The organism is Micromonospora sp. NPDC000668 (assembly GCF_042897975.1).
GTDB lineage: Bacteria > Actinomycetota > Actinomycetes > Mycobacteriales > Micromonosporaceae > Micromonospora.
Genome location: NZ_JBIAYP010000001.1, coordinates 709,037 through 725,848 on the forward strand (window position 1 = coordinate 709,037; position 16,812 = coordinate 725,848).

Below are 16,812 nucleotides of genomic sequence, written 5' to 3' on the forward strand. Positions count from 1 at the left end.
CGGGGGGATTCACCGCGTTGCCCCGCGGTTGCCCCCGGTTTAACACAAATCCCCACCAGTATTGGGTGGGCGGGGGGGGGGGTGCCCGGCGCCCCGGGGCCGGGGGGGGGGGGCGGGGCCCCCCCCGCGACGGCGTACGCCAGGAACGGGCTGGGCTGTCCACTCCATGACACATGCAGCGCCTCGCGGGCGCGGGTGCTCGCCACGAACAGCAAGCACCGTTCCCGGAGCAGGTCGCTCTCGTGCTGCATCGGATCCACCTCGGTCGGGGTGACCTCCTTCGCGAATGGCACCGCCCGCGCGGTAACGCCCACCACCGCCACGCACCGGAACTCCAAACCCTTCATCGCGTGCATCGTCGCGAGTCGTACCCCGTCGACATCCGCGCCCGGCTGGTCTCGAACGAGCGCCGACGGAATCCCGGCATCGGCCAGCGCATCGCGCACCGCGTTCAGCGTCAGGTTGAAGCGGGCGCACACCGCGATCTCGCTGGCAGCCACGCCCTGCTTCAGCCACTCCCCCACCCGCTCCACGAGCGCCGCAACCTCAGCCTGGCTCGTCGGGTACCCCGCGGCGTGCGGCCGCTTGCCGTGCAGCAGCGACCGATAGCCGGCGAGGCTTTCGTCACCGTCGCCGCCGAGGTCCTCGATCCGCGAGCCGACGAGCACACCGGTGGACCAGGCGAGGATCTCCTCGGTGCTGCGGTAGTTGACCCGCAGCCGGCTACTGCGGCCGATGACGGAGATGCCGAGCGCGCCCAGCGAAACCCGGGAGTCATAGACGTGCCAGTGCAGTGATGTCGTCTCCGGTAGCTGGTTCTGCACCTCCACGAGCACCCGGTCCCCCCGCCGCGCCCGCAACGTCGGGCCGAGGATCGTCCCGTTCGCACCCCACGTCCTCGTCGTCGTGCGGGGCAGCAGCTCGGTACGACCTTCCGCGAGCGTGAGCCGGAATCGCCGAACCCCGGCGGCGGTGACGGACGGGCGCAGCAACGGCGGGATCCTGAGCCGGTTTCGGAACGTCAAGGTGCCGACGTTGCTCCGGACGGAGCCCAGATACAGGTGACCGGCGAACCCGGCTGTGGGCAGGACGACTAGCCCGCCCACCGCGCCGAGCCAGCCGAGCACTCGGCGGCGGGTGGTCACCGGCGGGTCCGGCGGTGGACGGCCCATGCCACGAGCGCGAGGCCGATGGCGACCACCCACCACCCCAGCAGAACCTCGGGCATCGGCACGAACCCCGGGTCGTCGAGCCACACGTGTGGGGGGACGAAGAACCACCCGAGGTTGAAGACGATGCCGACGAGGACGACGGCCATACCGGCCCAGAGGCGCCGACTGGCGAGCAGCGAAGCACGTTTCCCGGTCATGGCAGGGACCGTACGAATCACCGGGCGGGGTGCACATCCGCTCGACGAGGTACTCCGTGCGATGTACCTAACCATCCGAGCGTGATCGGGATCGGCGGGTGCGTAACGTGCAGGGGTAACGCTGACGCGACGAGGAGAGACTTGATGTCCAAGCCACCGCTGCCCGAGCCCGCGATCGCCATGCTGCGGAAGCCGAACCCGGCCGTCATGACCACGCTTCAGGCGGAGGGTCAGCCGGTGTCCGCCGCCACCTGGTACCTGTGGGAGGACGGCCGGATCCTGGTGAACATGGACGAGAGCCGGCGCCGGCTGGACCACGTCCGAAACGACCCCCGGGTCTCGCTCACCGTCCTGGATGAGGCCGGCTGGTACACCCACGTCAGCATCATCGGGCACGTCGCCGAACTGCGGTCGGACGAGGGCCTCGCGGACATCGACCGGTTGTCCCAGCACTACACGGGAAATGCGTACCCACGGCGGGAGCGCGCTCGGGTCAGCGCCCTGATCGAGATCGACCGCTGGCACGGCTGGGGCGCGCTCAAGGACAACAACCAGATCGGCTGACCAACGCGGCCCGGCCGGCGGCACCGGCGGCCGGGCCAGCGACCCCACGGTCAGGGCTACACGGTGGTGACGGCCGGGGCGCCGACTCGGGTCACCAGGTAGCCGAAGGCCGCCGCGGTGAAGAACATGACGATGCCGTAGACGGCCCCTGGGATCGCCATCTGGGTGCTGTCGAGCAGCGCCGGGCTGAGCGCGATCGTGATGGCCAGGGTGCTGTTGTGGATGCCGATCTCGAACCCGGCCGCGGTGGCGGCGCTTCGATCGACCCCGGCCAACCGGGGCACGCCGTACCCGATGGCGAGGCTCAGCAGGTTGAACGCGAGCACCGCGAGGCCGACCGAGACGAAGTAGTCGGCGATGTTCTCGCGCTCGCCGAGCACGGCGCCGGCGATCACCGCGACGAGCACGACGACGGACAGGATCCGGACCGGGCGGTTCAGGCGCTCGGCCACGCGGGGTACCCGAGCCCGGATCAGCATGCCGATCGCCACCGGGACGAGGACGATGGCGAACACCTGCAGCACCTTGTCAAACTGCAGGCCGATGCTTTTGCCGTCGGGCAGGAAGTACGCCGCCGACAGGTTGACCAGGATCGGCAGGGTGAACACCGCGATTATCGAGTTGATGGCGGTGAGGGTGATGTTCAGGGCCACGTGCCCGCCGAACAGGTGGCTGTAGAGATTGGCGGTCGTGCCACCGGGGGAAGCGGCAAGCAGCATCATCCCGACGGCCAGCTCCGGCGCCAGGTCGAAGGCGACGACCAGCCCGAAGCAGAGCGCCGGTAGCACCAGCACCTGGCACACCAACGCGATGACGGCGGCCCTGGGATGCTGAGCCACCCGACGGAAATCCTCAGTGGTCAGCCCGAGACCCAGGCCGAGCATGATGATGCCGAGGGCGATGGGCAGTCCGATCAGGGTCAAGGCTGAGTCCATGACACGACATCGTTACCACCCGGTAACGCCCCCACAATCCCCCGTGCGGCTGGTGGCTCTTGACCTCAGACCGTGGTCGGCTTAACTTCATCGATCAGATAAGTCTCTTTACTAATTCCGCTCCATTCCTCGTGGGAGTGCCGATGCGACAATTCCGTCACCGCCGCCTCACCGCCATCGTTGCCCTGGCGACCATGCTGGTCACCGCCGCCCCGCCGACCGCCGCGAGCGCGGGCGACAAGCCTGACCACCGGGCCGGTTACCACCGGGTCGGCTACTTCACCCAGTGGGGCATCTACGGCCGGGCGTTCCCGGTCAAGAAGCTCGACACCTCCGGGGCGGCCAGCCGCCTCACCCACGTCAACTACGCCTTCGGCAACGTCAGCGAAGACGGACGCTGCTTTGTGGACGGTGGGCCGGGCGAGGGCGACGCCTGGGCCGACTACCAGCGTCCCGTTCCGGCGGAGGAGAGCGTCGACGGCGTCGCCGACGGCCCGGGTCAGGCGCTCAACGGCAACTTCGGCCAGTTGGCCAAGCTGAAGGCCAAGCACCCCGGCCTGAAGGTGCTGATCTCGCTGGGTGGTTGGAGCTGGTCGACGTACTTCTCGAACGCCGCCCGTACCGACGCCTCCCGCAAGGCGTTCGTCGCCTCCTGCATCGATCTCTACCTGAAGGGCAACCTGCCGGGTGGGGACGGGAGCGCGGGTGGCCCGGGTGCCGCCGCCGGCGTCTTCGACGGCATCGACCTCGACTGGGAGTGGCCGAACTGGGCCGGTGAACCGGGCAACGTCATCCGCCCGGAGGACCGGGAGAACTTCACCAAGCTGCTCGCCGAGTTCCGCCGGCAACTCGACGCGTACGGCCGCAAGACCCGCGCGCACCACCCGCTGACCGCGTTCCTGCCGGCCAACCCGGCGACCATGGACGCCGGGTACGAGGGTCGCAAGATCTTCAAGTACCTGGACTTCGCCACGGTGCAGGGGTACGACTTCCACGGTGGCTGGGACGCGGTGGCCAACCAGCAGTCGGCGCTGCGCGTGCCGGCGGGCGCGCCGGACAACCCGGACTTCTCCGTCGAGGTGGCGATCGACGGCTGGATCGCCCGTGGTGCGCCGCGCGACAAGCTGGTCCTGGGCATCCCGTACTACGGTCGGGGCTGGACCGGCATCACCGGGGGCGGCAACGGTCTGTTCCAGCCCGCCACCGGGCCCGCGCCGGCCACCTTCGAGGCCGGGTACGAGGACTACAAGAAGCTCAAGACCCTGGCCGGCAACGGCTTCACCGTGCACCGCGACCTCCGCGCCGGGCACGCCTGGTTGTTCGACGGTACGACGTTGTGGACGTACGACGACCCGGCGGTCGTGCTGCAGAAGACGCTGTACATCCGGCGGGCCGGACTGGGCGGCGCGATGATCTGGTCGTTGGACGGCGACGACGACAACGCCACGTTGACCAAGACGATCGGCCTCGGGCTGACGACCTGGTAGCCGTACCCCGCTTGCGGCAGTCCCCCGGCCCGTCGCCGACCGATTCCTCGGCCGGCGGCGGGCCGGTGGTCCATGCGACGGCCTACCCCTGGGCGGGTGCCACCGCGCGTACCGCGGCCTCGATCAGCGCGGTCACCTCGTCCATGTCACGAGCCCGGCGCACGTCCAACTCGGCCGACCATCCGTCCGGGCCGGTGAGCGTCACCGTCACGTCGTCGCGGCGGTGCGTCAACCAGCCGGCGATGGCCTGGACCAGCACCATGACGACTCCGCCGCTGTCGACGGCCACCAGCAGCGCGTCCGTGCCATCCACCGACCTCTCGTCGGACGGCGTCGTGGCACCGGCGGCGCGCGGCGCCGTCACCTTTTCGCGAAGCCGGGCCTCGGACCGCAACCAGGACGCGAGAGAACGCCGAGAGTCGGCGGACGGAAGATCCGGATGGACCGAGAGCGTGATCGTCTCCAGAAACGCCGGCATTGTCTCCTCCTTCCGGGCGAGGACAACGAGTGCGGGTTCCCCCGTCATCCTGCCAGCCGGCGCCCGTGTCGGCACCCCACGCAGTCGCCGAAGTCGATCAGACCTTGACCGGGGTATCGACGGTTCATAGGCTCCGGCCACTGTGAGGCATTTCCCGAGAAGGGAAACACGAGACATGGCCCGATCGAGAAGTCCGTTCTGGACGGTTCCCCCGAAGCGGCTGGCGAGTGCCGCCGCGATCACGCTCCTACTCGGCATGACTCCCCTGCTCAGCGGCACGGCCGCGAGCGCCGCGCGGCCCTCCCCCTGCAGCAACGACCCGACCGCCCGGCTGAGCACCGTGCCCACTCCGGAGGCCGTGCTCGGTTTCCCGCTCGGGGTCGGCCAGGAGCGGGTCGTCACCAACGACGAAGTGCGCGGATACCTGGGGGCCGTGGACGGAGCCTCCGACCGGGTCGTCACCGGCGTGATGGCCACCAGCGTGCTCGGGCAGCCGCTGCCGTACGCGGTGGTGTCCAACGAGCGCAACGTGCGACCGTCGGAGCTGCGCCGGATCGCCGACGACGTCCGCGACCTGCGGGACCCGCGCCGGACCAGCGCGAGGACGGCCGCCCGGACGGCGAAGGACAGCCCGGCCATCGTCTGGGTCACCGCGAACGTGCACGGCGGCGAGAAGAGCGGCACCGACGCCGCGCTCAAGACGCTGTACGAGCTGGCCGCCGGACTGTCCTGCGCGGTCGCCCAGCGCAACGACAACCTGGTCACCATCATCGTGCCGACCCAGAACCCGGACGGCCGGGATGCCACCCGGCGGCAGAACGAGTTCGGCTTCGACATGAACCGGGACTGGTTCGCCCGCACCCAGCAGGAGACCGACGGCAAGCTCGAACTCCTGCGCCGGTACCCGCCGCAGGTCTTCATCGACGCCCACGAGATGACTGGCCGCCAGTACTTCTTCCCGCCCAACGCCGACCCGATCCACCACGAGATCGCTGGCGAGGCGGTGGACTGGATCAACCGGATCGGCGAGGCCAACAAGGCCGGCTTCGGCTACAACGGCGCCTGCGCCGACGACGACGCCACCGAGTGCTACTTCAACTACTCGACCTACGACATGTTCTTCATGGGCTACGGCGACACCGTGCCGACCACCGGGTTCGGTGCGGCCGGCATGACGTACGAGAAGGGCAGCGCTTCGGCGGTGGCCGACCGGGTCCAGCAGCAGTTCAACACCCAGTGGGCGACGCTCGGTTGGGCCGCCGCGAACAAGCACGAGGTGCTGACCGACTACTTCGACATCTGGACCGACGCTCTCGCCCAGGGCAGGGCGGGCACGCTGGAGCCGAACGAGGTGGTCGAGCCCACCAACGAGGTCCAGTTCCCGGTGCCCGACATCAAGATCCGCTCGTACTTCCTGCTGCCCGACCGGCAGCTCGCCGACGTACGCCAGCTCGTCGAGCGACTGCGCCGGATGGACGTCGAGGTCTACGAGGTGCAGAAGCCGACCCGGGTGCCGACCGCCCGGATCTTCGGCGGCCGGTCGGCCAGCAACGTGACCGTGCCCAAGGGCGCGTACTGGATCCCGATGGACCAGCCGCAGAAGCACTGGATCCAGTCGATCATGGGCGAGGATCCGTACACCCCCTTCCCCTACTTCTACGACGTCTCGTCCTGGAGCAACCCGCTGCTCATGGGCGTGTCAACGATCTACACCGGCGACAACGTCAAGCCAAAGGCCCAACTGGTCCGGAAAATCTCCGGCGGCCGGACCGCGCCGGCGTGGCCGTGGGGCTCGTACACGTACCCGCTGGACTCGGCGGCTACCGCGGAGCTCACCTTCACCCTGCTCGGCCGTGGTGTGCCGCTCGTGCGTGACCTGAACACCAGCGCGGTCGCCCTACCGGCGAGCAAGCTGAGCCGCGAGGTCGACGAGCTGGCCGAATCACTCGGGGTGACCCTCACCCCGGGTGGGCGGGCCACCGGGACACGGCTCGCCCTGCCGGACGTGGGGCTGTTCCAGGGCACCGGCATCTCCACCACGTCGGGCTCGCACGGCGAGGCCCGGTACATGCTCGGCAAGCGCTGGGGGCTCGACCTGAAGCCGGTGACCACGGCCGACATCAACGACAACACCGAGGCGTTCACCGGACGTACCGTGCTGCTGGTGCCGGACGGCAGCAGCCCCACCGGCGGTCTGACCGCCACCGGGCAGGCCAACCTGCGCGACTGGATCGCCCAGGGCCACACCTACATCGGGCTGCGCAACGAGGGCACCCGGGTGGCCCGGGCCGCCGGGCTCACCTCCACCACCGAGAAGCCCAAACCGGCCGGCTACCAGGTGCTCGGCTCACACCTGCGGGTCGACGTCGACCACGACAGCCCGGTGGCGCTGGGCCGCCCGGCGGAGGACTTCGAGTTCAACAACAGCGACCCGATCCTCAATCCGAGCACGACCGGGACCAATGTGCTCCGCTACCCGACGGGTGACACCTTCTGGGCCAACGGCTACACCGTCGGCGGTGACACCCTGAAGGGGACGGCGGCACTGGTCGACGAGCCCACCGGAGCGGGTCGGGCGGTGCTGTTCGCGTTCAACCCGCTCTTCCGGGCGTACAACGAGAATGGTCTGCACCTGGTGGCCAACGCGCTGCTCTACCCGGCGGGCGCGGGCGCGACCGCGCCGGACGCCCGGCGCTCGCCCGGGGTCGACGCGGCACGCGCGAGCGCCGCAGCCGCGCCGGTGACGCCGGAGTTGGGCGGCGGGTGGCGGCCGACCACCATCGAGGTAGCGGCGACGGACCTGCCACGTACCCGGGCGATCGTCGAGCGTTTCACCATGGACGCGCAGTCGTCCGAGGCGGGCGGGTCGGCCTACCTGGTGATTCCGAACCCGGAGGGACGCCAGGCCGATGAGCACCCGTTCCTGGGTGATCTGGTACGCGCCCTGCACGATGCCCAGGTGCCGCTGCGGTCCGTGGTGGGCTGACGCCGGACCTGTACAGCGAAGCGCCCGTCCCCGCGTTGGGGGGCGGGCGCTTTCGTGCGTTCTGAGATCGGCTACGGCCGCCCGGCGACCTGGGCGACGAACGCCCGCCACGACACCGGTCCAAAGACCAGCCCGACGTGGCACTGCGCGACGCGCGGCCCTGGGCGACCGGCCGATAGCGGACCACTCCACGCAAACACCACCTCGACGTAGCTGCGCCGTCGATTCCGCGCGGATCTTGGACAGTCTCCGTTCGCAGATAACGGAAACTGTCCAAGACCTTCGGGCGGAGGCGGAGTACCTGGTCCAGCAGTCCACCGTGCGATAGGAGAGGCCTGGCCCGCCAGGAGTGCGAAACGCCACGAGAGCCGACGTCCGGAGCCCTCGGTGGCCGGCGGTTCGGCGTCTCGTCGGGGCTGCGGTCCGGGCGACGCTCGCCGAGCCGACGTACCTGCATCGTGGACGCCGCGACACAACACGACGGTCCGGCCGGCCCTACGAATGGGCCGGCCGGACCACGCTGGCGGCGTCAGGCGGTGGTGCAGACGGTGCCGTTGAGGGTGAACGCCGTCGGCAACACGTTCGGACCGCTGTACGCGCCGACGAAACCGGCGCTCACGCTGCCACCGGCGGCGATCTGCCGGTTGTCGTCAGTCGGGATGACCCGCACGGCCGCACCGACCTGTTCCCAGGTGGCGCTCCAGCCGCTGCTCACCTGCTGCCAGCCGGTGGGCCAGGTCCAGGTGAGCGTCCACCCGTTGATCGGGCTCGTCCCGTTGTTGGTGATATCGATGCCGCCGATGTAGCCGTTGCCCCAGTCGCCGCTGGTGGTGAAGCGGACGGTGCACGCGCTCGCGGCCGGGCTGCCGGTGTCGAAGGTGCGCGGCGGTGAGGACCAGGACACCCGGCCGGCGGTGTCGCGGGCCAGCACGTTGACGGTGTACCTGGTGCCCTGCACGAGGTTGCCGACCGTGAACGAGGTGGCCGCCGTCTCGCCGAGTTGCTCGCCGATCGCACCGTTCTGCCGGTACACCTCGTACTTCGCGATCGGGCTGGCGCCCGGTGCGGCCGCCGGCCAGGAGATCGTCGCGGTCCGGTCGGTGACGCCGCTGGCGGTGGGCTGACCCGGCGCCGAGGGACGCCCGGCGGTCGAGCCGGCTGGGCGGAGCACCAGCGTGGTCAGCGAGTACGGCGGCAACGTCCGGCTGGTCGCGGAGCCGGACTGGCCGGTGGCGATGCCGGTGGCGCCGTTGGCGAGGGTGGACACCGTTGGCGCACCGGCGGACGGGATGAACCCCGCGTAGCCGATGGTGACCGGATACGCCGTGTCCGGGTCCTTGTTGACCAGCAGCACCGCGAGGTCACCATTGCCCCGGCGGACGGCGTGCGCGGTGACCATCGGCTGGTCGGTGCCGGCGCGGACGAACTGGTCGCCGGGCTGGGCGAAGCGCTTCATCATGGTCAGCCCGTGGTACGGCGCGAACGGCGTGTTCAGCGGCGGCTCGCAGACCGAGCCGTCCTCGGTGCAGGCGCCGCTGGAGAGCATGCCGAAGTCGCCGTAGTCGGTCTGGCCCGCCACCTCCGACACGGTGCCGATGCCGTTGTGCACGTTCCACCAGTGGGCGCTGAAGACCCCGTTCTCCAGCAGCGCGCTGTAGGCGTCGGCCAGGAAGAGCGCCGCCGGCTGGGTGGTCCGGCCGGCGTCGACGTTCAGCTCGGTGAAGCTGATGCCGATGCGTGCGGCGTTCGGGCCGGCGTACCGGGCGAGCTGCTCCCGGAGCAGGTGGGTCGCGTCGGGGATGTGGCTGATCCGGGCCAGCGACTCCGCGGCGGTGCCACCCGGGTACCAGTGCACGTCCACGAAGTCGATCTTCGGGCCGGCGAGGGAGAGCACGGTCTGGTTCCAGGAGCCGGGGTCGCTGCCGGCGGTGATCCCGTCCGGCCAGTTGCCCGGCATCGTCAGCACCGCGCCGACCTTGATGCTCGGGTCGACGGCCTTCATCGCGTCGGCGTACTCGACGACCAGCCTCGCGTACTGGGTCGCGCTCTTGTCCGGGTGGTCGTCCGCCTCCCAGGCGGCTCCATAGTGGCCGTTGCCGTAGTTCTCGTTGCCGACCGTCCAATATTTCGCGCCGTAGCCCTTGGTCACGTTGGCGTACCGCACCCAGTCTGCGGCCTCGGCCGGCGAGCCGGTGCCGTAGTTCGCGATGATCATCGGTTGCGCGCCGACCCGCCGGACCGCCGCCATGAAGGTGTCGAAGTCGGTCCCCGGTGCGACGTAACCGCCGGGCGCGGTGTGGTCCTTCCAGTGGTAGATGTCGGCGTACGAGCCGCCTGGGTAGCGCATCATCTGCACGCCGGCGTCGCGCAGCAGGTCCGACGTCTCGGCGCTGCCGAGATGCTGGTCCCAGATGGCGTGGTTGACGCCCAGTGCGGTGTCGGGCACCGTCGCCAGCCCCGCGCGGGCGTTCACGGTCACGGCGACCGAGTCGGGTGCCGCGCTGGCGGTCGGGGGGTTGATACCGGAGAGCGCGCCCACTGCGAGCAGCAGGCTCGCCAGGAGGGCCGCGCGAGCTTTCGGGTTCTGCATGGGCTGGGTTCCTTCGCGGAAATGGGTCGCCCAGCCGGTCAGGGTGCAGCGCGGCGGCGGGCAGACTCGTGGACGGATGGCGCTCGTTGGTCCATCGCTCGTTTCACCCGTCCCCCGGAATCCGTGCTGGATCCCGGCTGCCCATTGGACGGACGTCAGCCCCGCGCGCGCGGCATGTCATCGACGCACAAGAATCTCATGCTCGGTTCGATGACCTCAAGGGAGTACGCGCCGGCCTGGTAGACCAGCGCCGCTGCGTCTCAAGGACGAGCGTCGTCATCGTCTCGCCCACCATGACCTGAGCGGCGCCCCGGACACTGACGGCGGCCAGCAGAGTGACGACCGCCGCCGTCAACTGCAGCACGCCACCGAGCAGATCGACCAGGCTGGAGATGGCGGTAGCGTCGGGAACAAAGTCCATGGCGGCCTCCGGGTTCGTGCCCACCGTCCGCTTCCTGCGGAAGGCCCTCCCCCTGGCCCAGCAGACAACCGCTTGAGCGCCGCCGTCATTGTGGCACCCTCCCGCATCCAGGCGGAAGGCGAGGACTGCGGGCGGCCACACCGCCCGGTCCCGGTCGTCGCGACCGGAACCGGAATAATCCGGCGGCATGCGGGGACGATTCGGTGCGGTCAAGCGGTGGTACGGAAAGCGTCGGCGGTTCGTCCGCTACACGCTCCTCGCGCTGGTGGTTGGTGCGGTGCTGCTGACCGGCGGCACGGTGGCCAGCGTGGCGTGGATCCGCGGTGACGCCGAGGGCCACCTCTACAGCGAGGCCGACGTACCGGACGCGCCGGTCGCCCTGGTACTGGGCACCAAGGTGGACGCGGATGGCACGCCGTCCCCGTTCCTCGCGGCCCGCTTGGAGATCGCGCGGCGGCTGTTCGATGGCGGCAAGGTCCGGGCGATCCTGGTGTCCGGCGACAACATGAACGCCGACTACAACGAACCCGCCGCGATGCGGCGCTGGCTGGTCGACCGGGGCGTGCCGGCGCGGAAGGTGGTGCTCGACCACGCTGGCTTCGACACGTACGACTCCTGCGCACGGGCGGAGCAGATCTTCGGAGTGACGCATGCGACGGTCGTGACCCAGTCCTTCCACCTCCCCCGCGCCGTGGCGCTGTGCAGGCGCCTCGGCATCGACGCCAATGGCGTGGGCGACGAGACCGCGAAGCGGTACGCCCAGACGTGGCGGGTCAGCTCTTCCCGCGAGCACGGCGCCTGCCTCAAGGCCGCGCTGGACCTGGTCTCGGGTCGGGACCCGGCCCACCTCGGCCGCCGAGAGACCGGCATCGACGACGCCCTCCGGAGCGGCTGAGAACGAACGCCGAACTGCGCGGAGAGTCCTTCCGTCAGGGGTGGCGGGGTGGTGCGGCGCTGTCGCGGAGGACGAGTTCGGTGGCGAGTTCGAGGCGCTGGATCTCGGTCCTCTCGCCGCCGGCGAGCCGCAGCACGGTGCGTGCGGCCAGCATGCCCATCTCGGCCAGCGGTTGGCGGACGGTGGTGAGCGGCGGGGAGCACCACCGGACCTCCGGCAGGTCGTCGAAGCCGACCACGCTGATGTCGTCGGGCACCCGGAGGCCGCGTTTGCGGACGGCCTCGTAGACGCCGAGTGCCATCTGGTCGCTGGAGGCGAAGATAGCGGTGGGCGGCTCGGGCAGGGCCAGCAACTGCGCACCGGCCGTGTAGCCGGCCTCGTGGTAGAAGTTGCCGGCGCGGATGAGGGAGTCGTCCACCGGGATTCCGGCCGCGCCGAGGGCGGCCCGGTAGCCGTCCAGCCGCGCCCGGCTGCACGTCAGGTGCGGTGGCCCGGCGATGAAACCGATGCGGCGGTGGCCGAGGCCGAGCAGGTACTGGTTGGCGCTCAGGCTGCCCGCCCAGTTGGTGGCGCCGATCGTGGGTGACTCCTGCGGATCGACCCCGGCGGGGTCGATGATGACCACCGGGAGGCGGAGCCGGCGCAGCTCTGCCTGGAGCGGCGGGTTCACCATCGAGGTCACGAAGATGACCCCCGAGGAGGTGCGGGTACGCATGTTGTCGAGCCACTGTTTGGCCGAGGAGATGCGCCAGTGGATGGCCGAGACGACGGTGCCGACGCCGCTGCTCAGCGCGACGTCCTCCACCCCACGGATGATCTCCACAGCCCACGGGCTGTCCAGGTCGTTGAAGACCAGGTCGATGAGGGCGGCGGCATTACGGCGGCCCGCCGAACGGCGGCGGTAGCCGTACCGGTTGAGCAGTTCTTCGACCCGTTCCCGGGTCCGCGGGCTGACGTCGGAACGGCCGTTGACGACCCGGGAGACCGTGGGCACGGAGACGCCGGCCAGCCGCGCGATCATCGCGATGGTGACGTTTCGGGCGTTGTCGAAGGCCACGGTCCGTCCCTTCGTCTGGTTGGCAGTCTGTGGTCGGCTCGGTCGCTCCCGGAACTTTCGGTTTCCTGCCGGAATTACCGATCGATGGCCGGACGCTACGAGCCGTTTGCACGCTGGTCAAGGTCTCGGCTCCTATTGCGAAAGTCCGGCCGACGTACGCAGGGTTGGCGACGGTGCGGGTACCCAGGTTTCCGGAAGTTCCAGCCGCCGGACGGCGACTGCGACGGCCCTCGTAGGGTGAGGGCATGGCTGAGCGATCTCTGACCCTGATGGCGGTACACGCCCACCCCGACGACGAGGCGACGAGCACCGGTGGCATCCTTGCCCGCTACGCGGCGGAGGGGATCACGACAGTGCTCGTGACCTGCACCGACGGGCGATGCGGTGACGGCCCCGGTGGGGTCAAGCCCGGCGACCCGGGGCACGATCCGGCCGCCGTCGTGGCGATGCGCTCGGCCGAGCTGGAGGTGAGCTGCGCGGCGTTGAAGGTCACCCACCTGGAAACGCTCGGCTATGCCGATTCGGGGATGATGGGCTGGTCGAACAACGACCAGCCGGGCTCATTCTGGACGACGCCCGTGGACGAGGCGGCGGACCGGCTGGCGGACCTGATCCGGCAGTACCGACCGGACGTCGTCGTCACCTATGACGAGAACGGCTTCTACGGCCACCCGGACCACATCCAGGCCCACCGGATCACCATGGCCGCTGTCGCGAAGACGGACATCCCCGCGAAGGTCTACTGGACCACCGTGCCGCGCACGATGTTCGCGGAGTTCGGCCGGATCATGCAGGAACTCGGCGTCGAGTGGGCCGATCCGGACGCAGCGGACGAGCCGGGGCCGCAGCTCGGCCTGCCTGACGACGAGATCGACACCTGGGTGGACACGAGCAGCTACGGCTCGCAGAAGTTCGACGCGTTGGCCGCGCACGCCAGCCAGACCGAGAACATTTTCTTCCTGCAACTGGGCCGGGAGCGGTTCACCGAACTGATGGGCGTCGAGACCTTCGTCCGCGTCCAGGACAGCACTGGCGCGCCGCTACCCGAGGACGACCTCTTCGCCGGACTGCGCTGACCGGGCAGGTGCTACTCGTCGCCCGCTCGATGACCCACCTCGGTGGCCACCACGCCGTTTGCCGTCTCGCCGCGTAGGTCACGCCTACGGAGTACGTCACGCAACGCTCGAAGGAAGAACCACAGCACGCCGACGAGGACCGGAACGACCGTCCATGAGCGCCAGCTACCCTCGGCCAGGATGTCGGGGGTACGGATGCCGGAACAGAGGACCATCAGACCCGCGACGAACAGCTTGCCCCACGAACCGCCAGACCTCACCATGCCACCTCCACCTCTCGAGCCAGCCTGTCAAGGAAGCGGCCGGCCGTCACCACGACCGACCCGGCCCGGAGCTGCGTGCCTCAGCGACGGCGCGAACGAGAAGACCCTGACTTTTAGCATGACCGCATGACGATAGATCTCTTCGCGGGCATACCCGTCCGCGACTACACGACGGCAGCGGCCTGGTACGAGCAACTCCTCGGCGCCCCGCCGTCGTTCCTGCCGAACGACACCGAGGCGGTATGGGAACTGGCCGACCATCGGTACGTGTTCATCGAGGTACGGCCCGAGCATGCCGGGCACGCCATGCACACCGTCTTCGTCAGTGACTTCGACGCCCGCCTCGCCCAGATCGCCGAACGCGGCCTGGAGCCGGCCGAGCGCGAGACCTACGGCAACGGCGTTCGCAAGGCCACCTTCCGCGACCCGGACGGCAATGAGATCGGCTTCGGCGGCGCGCCGACCGCCGCCACCGTTTGACACCGAATAGACGTGCTGCTGTCTGTTAGCGCTCGCGTGGCTCCTCGCGACAACCGACGGTTGGATGTGTGCATCACATCAGCCATGCCGGAGTGTGATCAAACAACCGATCCACGGCGAGCCACAACGATCAGTTGTGCGCGCCTAAGGTGAACCAGTGGACACCGAGGCATTGCGATCGTTCGTCCGGGCGGCCGAGCTCGGACAGTTGCAACATGCGGCCGATGAGCTGGGCGTGACGCAGCAGGGAGTCTCCAAGCGGATCGCCGCCCTGGAACGCGAGCTGGAAGTCCGTCTGTTCAAACGTACGGCCCGAGGAGTTGAGCTGACGCTCGATGGTCAGGCATTTCTCCCCCACGCGCGGAGCATCGTCGCGGGTGTCGAGCGCGCCATCACCGCGGTCAGGCCGGGCTTCCGGGCCCTTCGGATCGACGTTCTCGGCCTGCGAAGCGCGCAGGCCGTTGTTCTGCACGACTATTGGCGGTCGCATCCCGAAACCAACCTCGACGTGGTGACCCTCCGGGTCAACGACCCACGCGTGGCCGTCGCCGCCGTCGAAGCGGGCGATATCGACGCCTCGTTCCGTACCGTCACTGCCCCGGACACACTGCCGCCCGACGTGCAAATGATTCACGCGTTCGACTCTCCGCTGGAGCTTCTCGTCGGCCCGAGACATCCGCTCGCCTCCGCGCGCAGACTGACGCCACTGCAGTTGCGTAAGCACCGGATATGGGTGCCGGGTATCGCGCCCCGAAGCGAATGGGCAGAGTTCTACGATCAGCTCGCCACCGAATTCGACCTACGCATCGATGCGGCAGGCCCGCACTTTGGAGACGAAGTACTCCTGGACACCCTCGCGGATTCCGCGGACGTGGCCACCCTCGTTGGGGCACGCGACCGGTACATCTGGCCGACGAACTACGACCTACGCCGCATCCCTATCGTGAATCCGACCCTCGCATACCCACTCTCTCTCGTCCTGCCCAGAACGAACCCACATCCAGGACTCCGGGCAATCATCGCCCACCTCGGAAGCCTGCCAAGGCTCCCTGAGACGGTCTGGCTCCCGTCCTGGGCAACGACGCCACGGCGCGGCGACCGCGACATCGCAAATGCTCGCAGGTCCCAGCCCCGACAAGGGTGACTCGACCGGCTGCCGACCGCAATCTCCACCAGCGCCTAGTGAGTCTTATCCAGTCGCCGATACCCCAGAAAGGATCGTGGCATGTCCAGCGACCGTCTCATGCGCATCCACAGCGCCGGGTTCCAGGCCATGGCCGAGAGGGTCCTGCGGGTCACCGAGCTCACCTCCCGCCTGAACGGGCCGAAGGCCACATTCATCACCGTCGGTCACCCGGTCGATCCTGAGGAGCGACGGGGGTGGCTGAGCGGCGCGCCCATCGATGTGGCAGAGAACGTGTGGATCGGCGCCGGGGCCACGATCCTTCCTGGCGTCAGCATTGGCCGTGATGCCGTGGTCGCCGCTGGCGCGGTCGTGACCGATGACGTTCCGCCGGCAAGCCTGGTGACTGGCAACAAGGCAACCGTGCACCGACGGTGGTGACGACCTCTCCGGGGCCACACAACGGCTAGGGTCCGGCAGGGCTGCTCAGTGGACGACGGCGGGCGCCGTGGCCTGCTCGATCTGCTGCCGCAGGGTCGGTAGGGCCGGCGCCAACGCCACGAGCATGCACAGACCACTGAGCGGGAGCAGGTCAAGGGTGGCTACCGGCAGGACGATCCCGACGAACAGCAGTGGCGCACTCCACCACCGCAGCTGCCGCTTGGCGGCCAGCATGCCCGCGAGGATGACCAGGCCGAGGAAGAAGAACTGGGGTACGACGTCGTAGAAGGCAACCTCGACCCCGGGAATGTCCTTGAAGTCCGCGGCGAGCGCGGACATTTCCGCCCGGTCCGCGGCCATCAGCCCTTCCACGATGTCGGCGCCGAACTGCACCATCGTGGCGGCGAGCCCGACCAGCGTCAGGACGACCACCCCGACTCGCCAAGGGCTGCGCGGCAGCAGGCGGGAGAGTGCGAGGACAGCCGGTACGAAGAACACCATGCCCGCGAGGCCGAGCAGATGTGCGGCCTGCCAGTCGAACCCCGGGCCGTACACCTCGTCGGACTTTCCCCACAGTCGTACCAGTCCGTAGGCGGCGATACACACGGGGCCAGCGATCACAAAGAATGCAGCGCGTCTCATGCCGG

17 protein-coding genes are annotated in these 16,812 nt (G+C 69.4%); 8 read left to right on the plus strand and 9 right to left on the minus strand.

Annotated features, from left to right (window positions below; all coding sequences use genetic code 11):
- Both ACFY29_RS03200 and ACFY29_RS03205 read right to left on the minus strand, forming a co-directional pair.
- Positions 1 to 1,145: 3'-5' exonuclease (locus ACFY29_RS03200; RefSeq protein ID WP_386982976.1), on the minus strand; the 1,145-nt coding region annotated here is incomplete at its 3' end.
- Positions 1,142 to 1,369, minus strand: coding sequence for a hypothetical protein (locus tag ACFY29_RS03205; protein WP_386982978.1), 228 nt, complete (start codon positions 1,367 to 1,369; stop codon positions 1,142 to 1,144). The genes ACFY29_RS03200 and ACFY29_RS03205, both read right to left, overlap by 4 nt.
- Before the next feature lie 144 nt (positions 1,370 to 1,513).
- Here ACFY29_RS03205 and ACFY29_RS03210 point away from each other — a divergent pair, with 144 nt between their 5' ends.
- The gene (locus tag ACFY29_RS03210; RefSeq protein ID WP_386982980.1) at positions 1,514 to 1,933 is read left to right on the plus strand and encodes a PPOX class F420-dependent oxidoreductase; all 420 of its coding nucleotides are present in this window, start codon (positions 1,514 to 1,516) and stop codon (positions 1,931 to 1,933) included.
- Positions 1,934 to 1,989: 56 nt separating this feature from the next.
- Here the strand turns inward: ACFY29_RS03210 and ACFY29_RS03215 are convergent, their stop codons facing one another.
- Complete coding sequence (locus ACFY29_RS03215) at positions 1,990 to 2,868, minus strand: bile acid:sodium symporter family protein (protein WP_386982982.1); 879 nt, start codon at positions 2,866 to 2,868, stop codon at positions 1,990 to 1,992.
- A 143-nt stretch (positions 2,869 to 3,011) separates the two neighbouring features.
- On the opposite strand from ACFY29_RS03215, the gene ACFY29_RS03220 reads away from it, so the two are divergent.
- Positions 3,012 to 4,355, plus strand: a complete 1,344-nt coding sequence (locus tag ACFY29_RS03220; RefSeq protein WP_386982984.1) for a glycoside hydrolase family 18 protein — start codon at positions 3,012 to 3,014, stop codon at positions 4,353 to 4,355.
- An 82-nt stretch (positions 4,356 to 4,437) separates the two neighbouring features.
- Here the strand turns inward: ACFY29_RS03220 and ACFY29_RS03225 are convergent, their stop codons facing one another.
- Positions 4,438 to 4,833 (minus strand): hypothetical protein, encoded by a 396-nt coding sequence (locus ACFY29_RS03225; protein ID WP_386982986.1) that lies wholly within the window; start codon positions 4,831 to 4,833, stop codon positions 4,438 to 4,440.
- A gap of 175 nt (positions 4,834 to 5,008) precedes the next feature.
- Here ACFY29_RS03225 and ACFY29_RS03230 point away from each other — a divergent pair, with 175 nt between their 5' ends.
- Positions 5,009 to 7,819, plus strand: a complete 2,811-nt coding sequence (locus ACFY29_RS03230) for a M14 family zinc carboxypeptidase (RefSeq protein WP_386982988.1) — start codon at positions 5,009 to 5,011, stop codon at positions 7,817 to 7,819.
- 529 nt (positions 7,820 to 8,348) lie between these two features.
- Here the strand turns inward: ACFY29_RS03230 and ACFY29_RS03235 are convergent.
- Both ACFY29_RS03235 and ACFY29_RS03240 read right to left on the minus strand, forming a co-directional pair.
- Positions 8,349 to 10,409: a cellulose binding domain-containing protein gene (locus ACFY29_RS03235; RefSeq protein ID WP_386982990.1), complete on the minus strand. Its 2,061-nt coding sequence runs from the start codon at positions 10,407 to 10,409 to the stop codon at positions 8,349 to 8,351.
- A gap of 196 nt (positions 10,410 to 10,605) precedes the next feature.
- Positions 10,606 to 10,854 carry a hypothetical protein gene (locus tag ACFY29_RS03240; RefSeq protein WP_386982992.1) on the minus strand — a complete coding sequence of 83 codons (249 nt, stop codon included), beginning with the start codon at positions 10,852 to 10,854 and terminating at the stop codon, positions 10,606 to 10,608.
- Positions 10,855 to 11,017: 163 nt separating this feature from the next.
- Here ACFY29_RS03240 and ACFY29_RS03245 point away from each other — a divergent pair, with 163 nt between their 5' ends.
- A complete protein-coding gene (locus ACFY29_RS03245) occupies positions 11,018 to 11,725 on the plus strand; it encodes a vancomycin high temperature exclusion protein (RefSeq protein ID WP_386982994.1) in 708 nt (235 codons plus the stop codon).
- A 34-nt stretch (positions 11,726 to 11,759) separates the two neighbouring features.
- On the opposite strand, the gene ACFY29_RS03250 is transcribed toward ACFY29_RS03245, so the two are convergent.
- Positions 11,760 to 12,782: a LacI family DNA-binding transcriptional regulator gene (locus tag ACFY29_RS03250; protein WP_386982996.1), complete on the minus strand. Its 1,023-nt coding sequence runs from the start codon at positions 12,780 to 12,782 to the stop codon at positions 11,760 to 11,762.
- Between the two features lie 245 nt (positions 12,783 to 13,027).
- Between ACFY29_RS03250 and ACFY29_RS03255 the strand changes: the two genes are divergently transcribed.
- On the plus strand, positions 13,028 to 13,858 hold the full coding sequence (locus ACFY29_RS03255) for a PIG-L family deacetylase (RefSeq protein WP_386982998.1): 831 nt from the start codon (positions 13,028 to 13,030) through the stop codon (positions 13,856 to 13,858).
- An 11-nt stretch (positions 13,859 to 13,869) separates the two neighbouring features.
- Here ACFY29_RS03255 and ACFY29_RS03260 read toward each other — a convergent pair whose 3' ends face one another.
- Positions 13,870 to 14,121, minus strand: coding sequence for a hypothetical protein (locus tag ACFY29_RS03260; protein ID WP_386983000.1), 252 nt, complete (start codon positions 14,119 to 14,121; stop codon positions 13,870 to 13,872).
- A 126-nt stretch (positions 14,122 to 14,247) separates the two neighbouring features.
- Between ACFY29_RS03260 and ACFY29_RS03265 the strand changes: the two genes are divergently transcribed.
- The 3 genes from ACFY29_RS03265 (at position 14,248) to ACFY29_RS03275 (ending at position 16,165) form a co-directional block, all read left to right on the plus strand.
- Positions 14,248 to 14,601, plus strand: coding sequence for a VOC family protein (locus ACFY29_RS03265; RefSeq protein WP_386983002.1), 354 nt, complete (start codon positions 14,248 to 14,250; stop codon positions 14,599 to 14,601).
- A 157-nt stretch (positions 14,602 to 14,758) separates the two neighbouring features.
- The gene (locus ACFY29_RS03270) at positions 14,759 to 15,745 is read left to right on the plus strand and encodes a LysR family transcriptional regulator (protein WP_386983004.1); all 987 of its coding nucleotides are present in this window, start codon (positions 14,759 to 14,761) and stop codon (positions 15,743 to 15,745) included.
- A gap of 81 nt (positions 15,746 to 15,826) precedes the next feature.
- Positions 15,827 to 16,165, plus strand: a complete 339-nt coding sequence (locus ACFY29_RS03275) for a DapH/DapD/GlmU-related protein (RefSeq protein ID WP_386983006.1) — start codon at positions 15,827 to 15,829, stop codon at positions 16,163 to 16,165.
- Between the two features lie 45 nt (positions 16,166 to 16,210).
- Here ACFY29_RS03275 and ACFY29_RS03280 read toward each other — a convergent pair whose 3' ends face one another.
- Positions 16,211 to 16,807, minus strand: coding sequence for a hypothetical protein (locus ACFY29_RS03280; RefSeq protein WP_386983008.1), 597 nt, complete (start codon positions 16,805 to 16,807; stop codon positions 16,211 to 16,213).
- Positions 16,808 to 16,812: the final 5 nt, after the last annotated feature.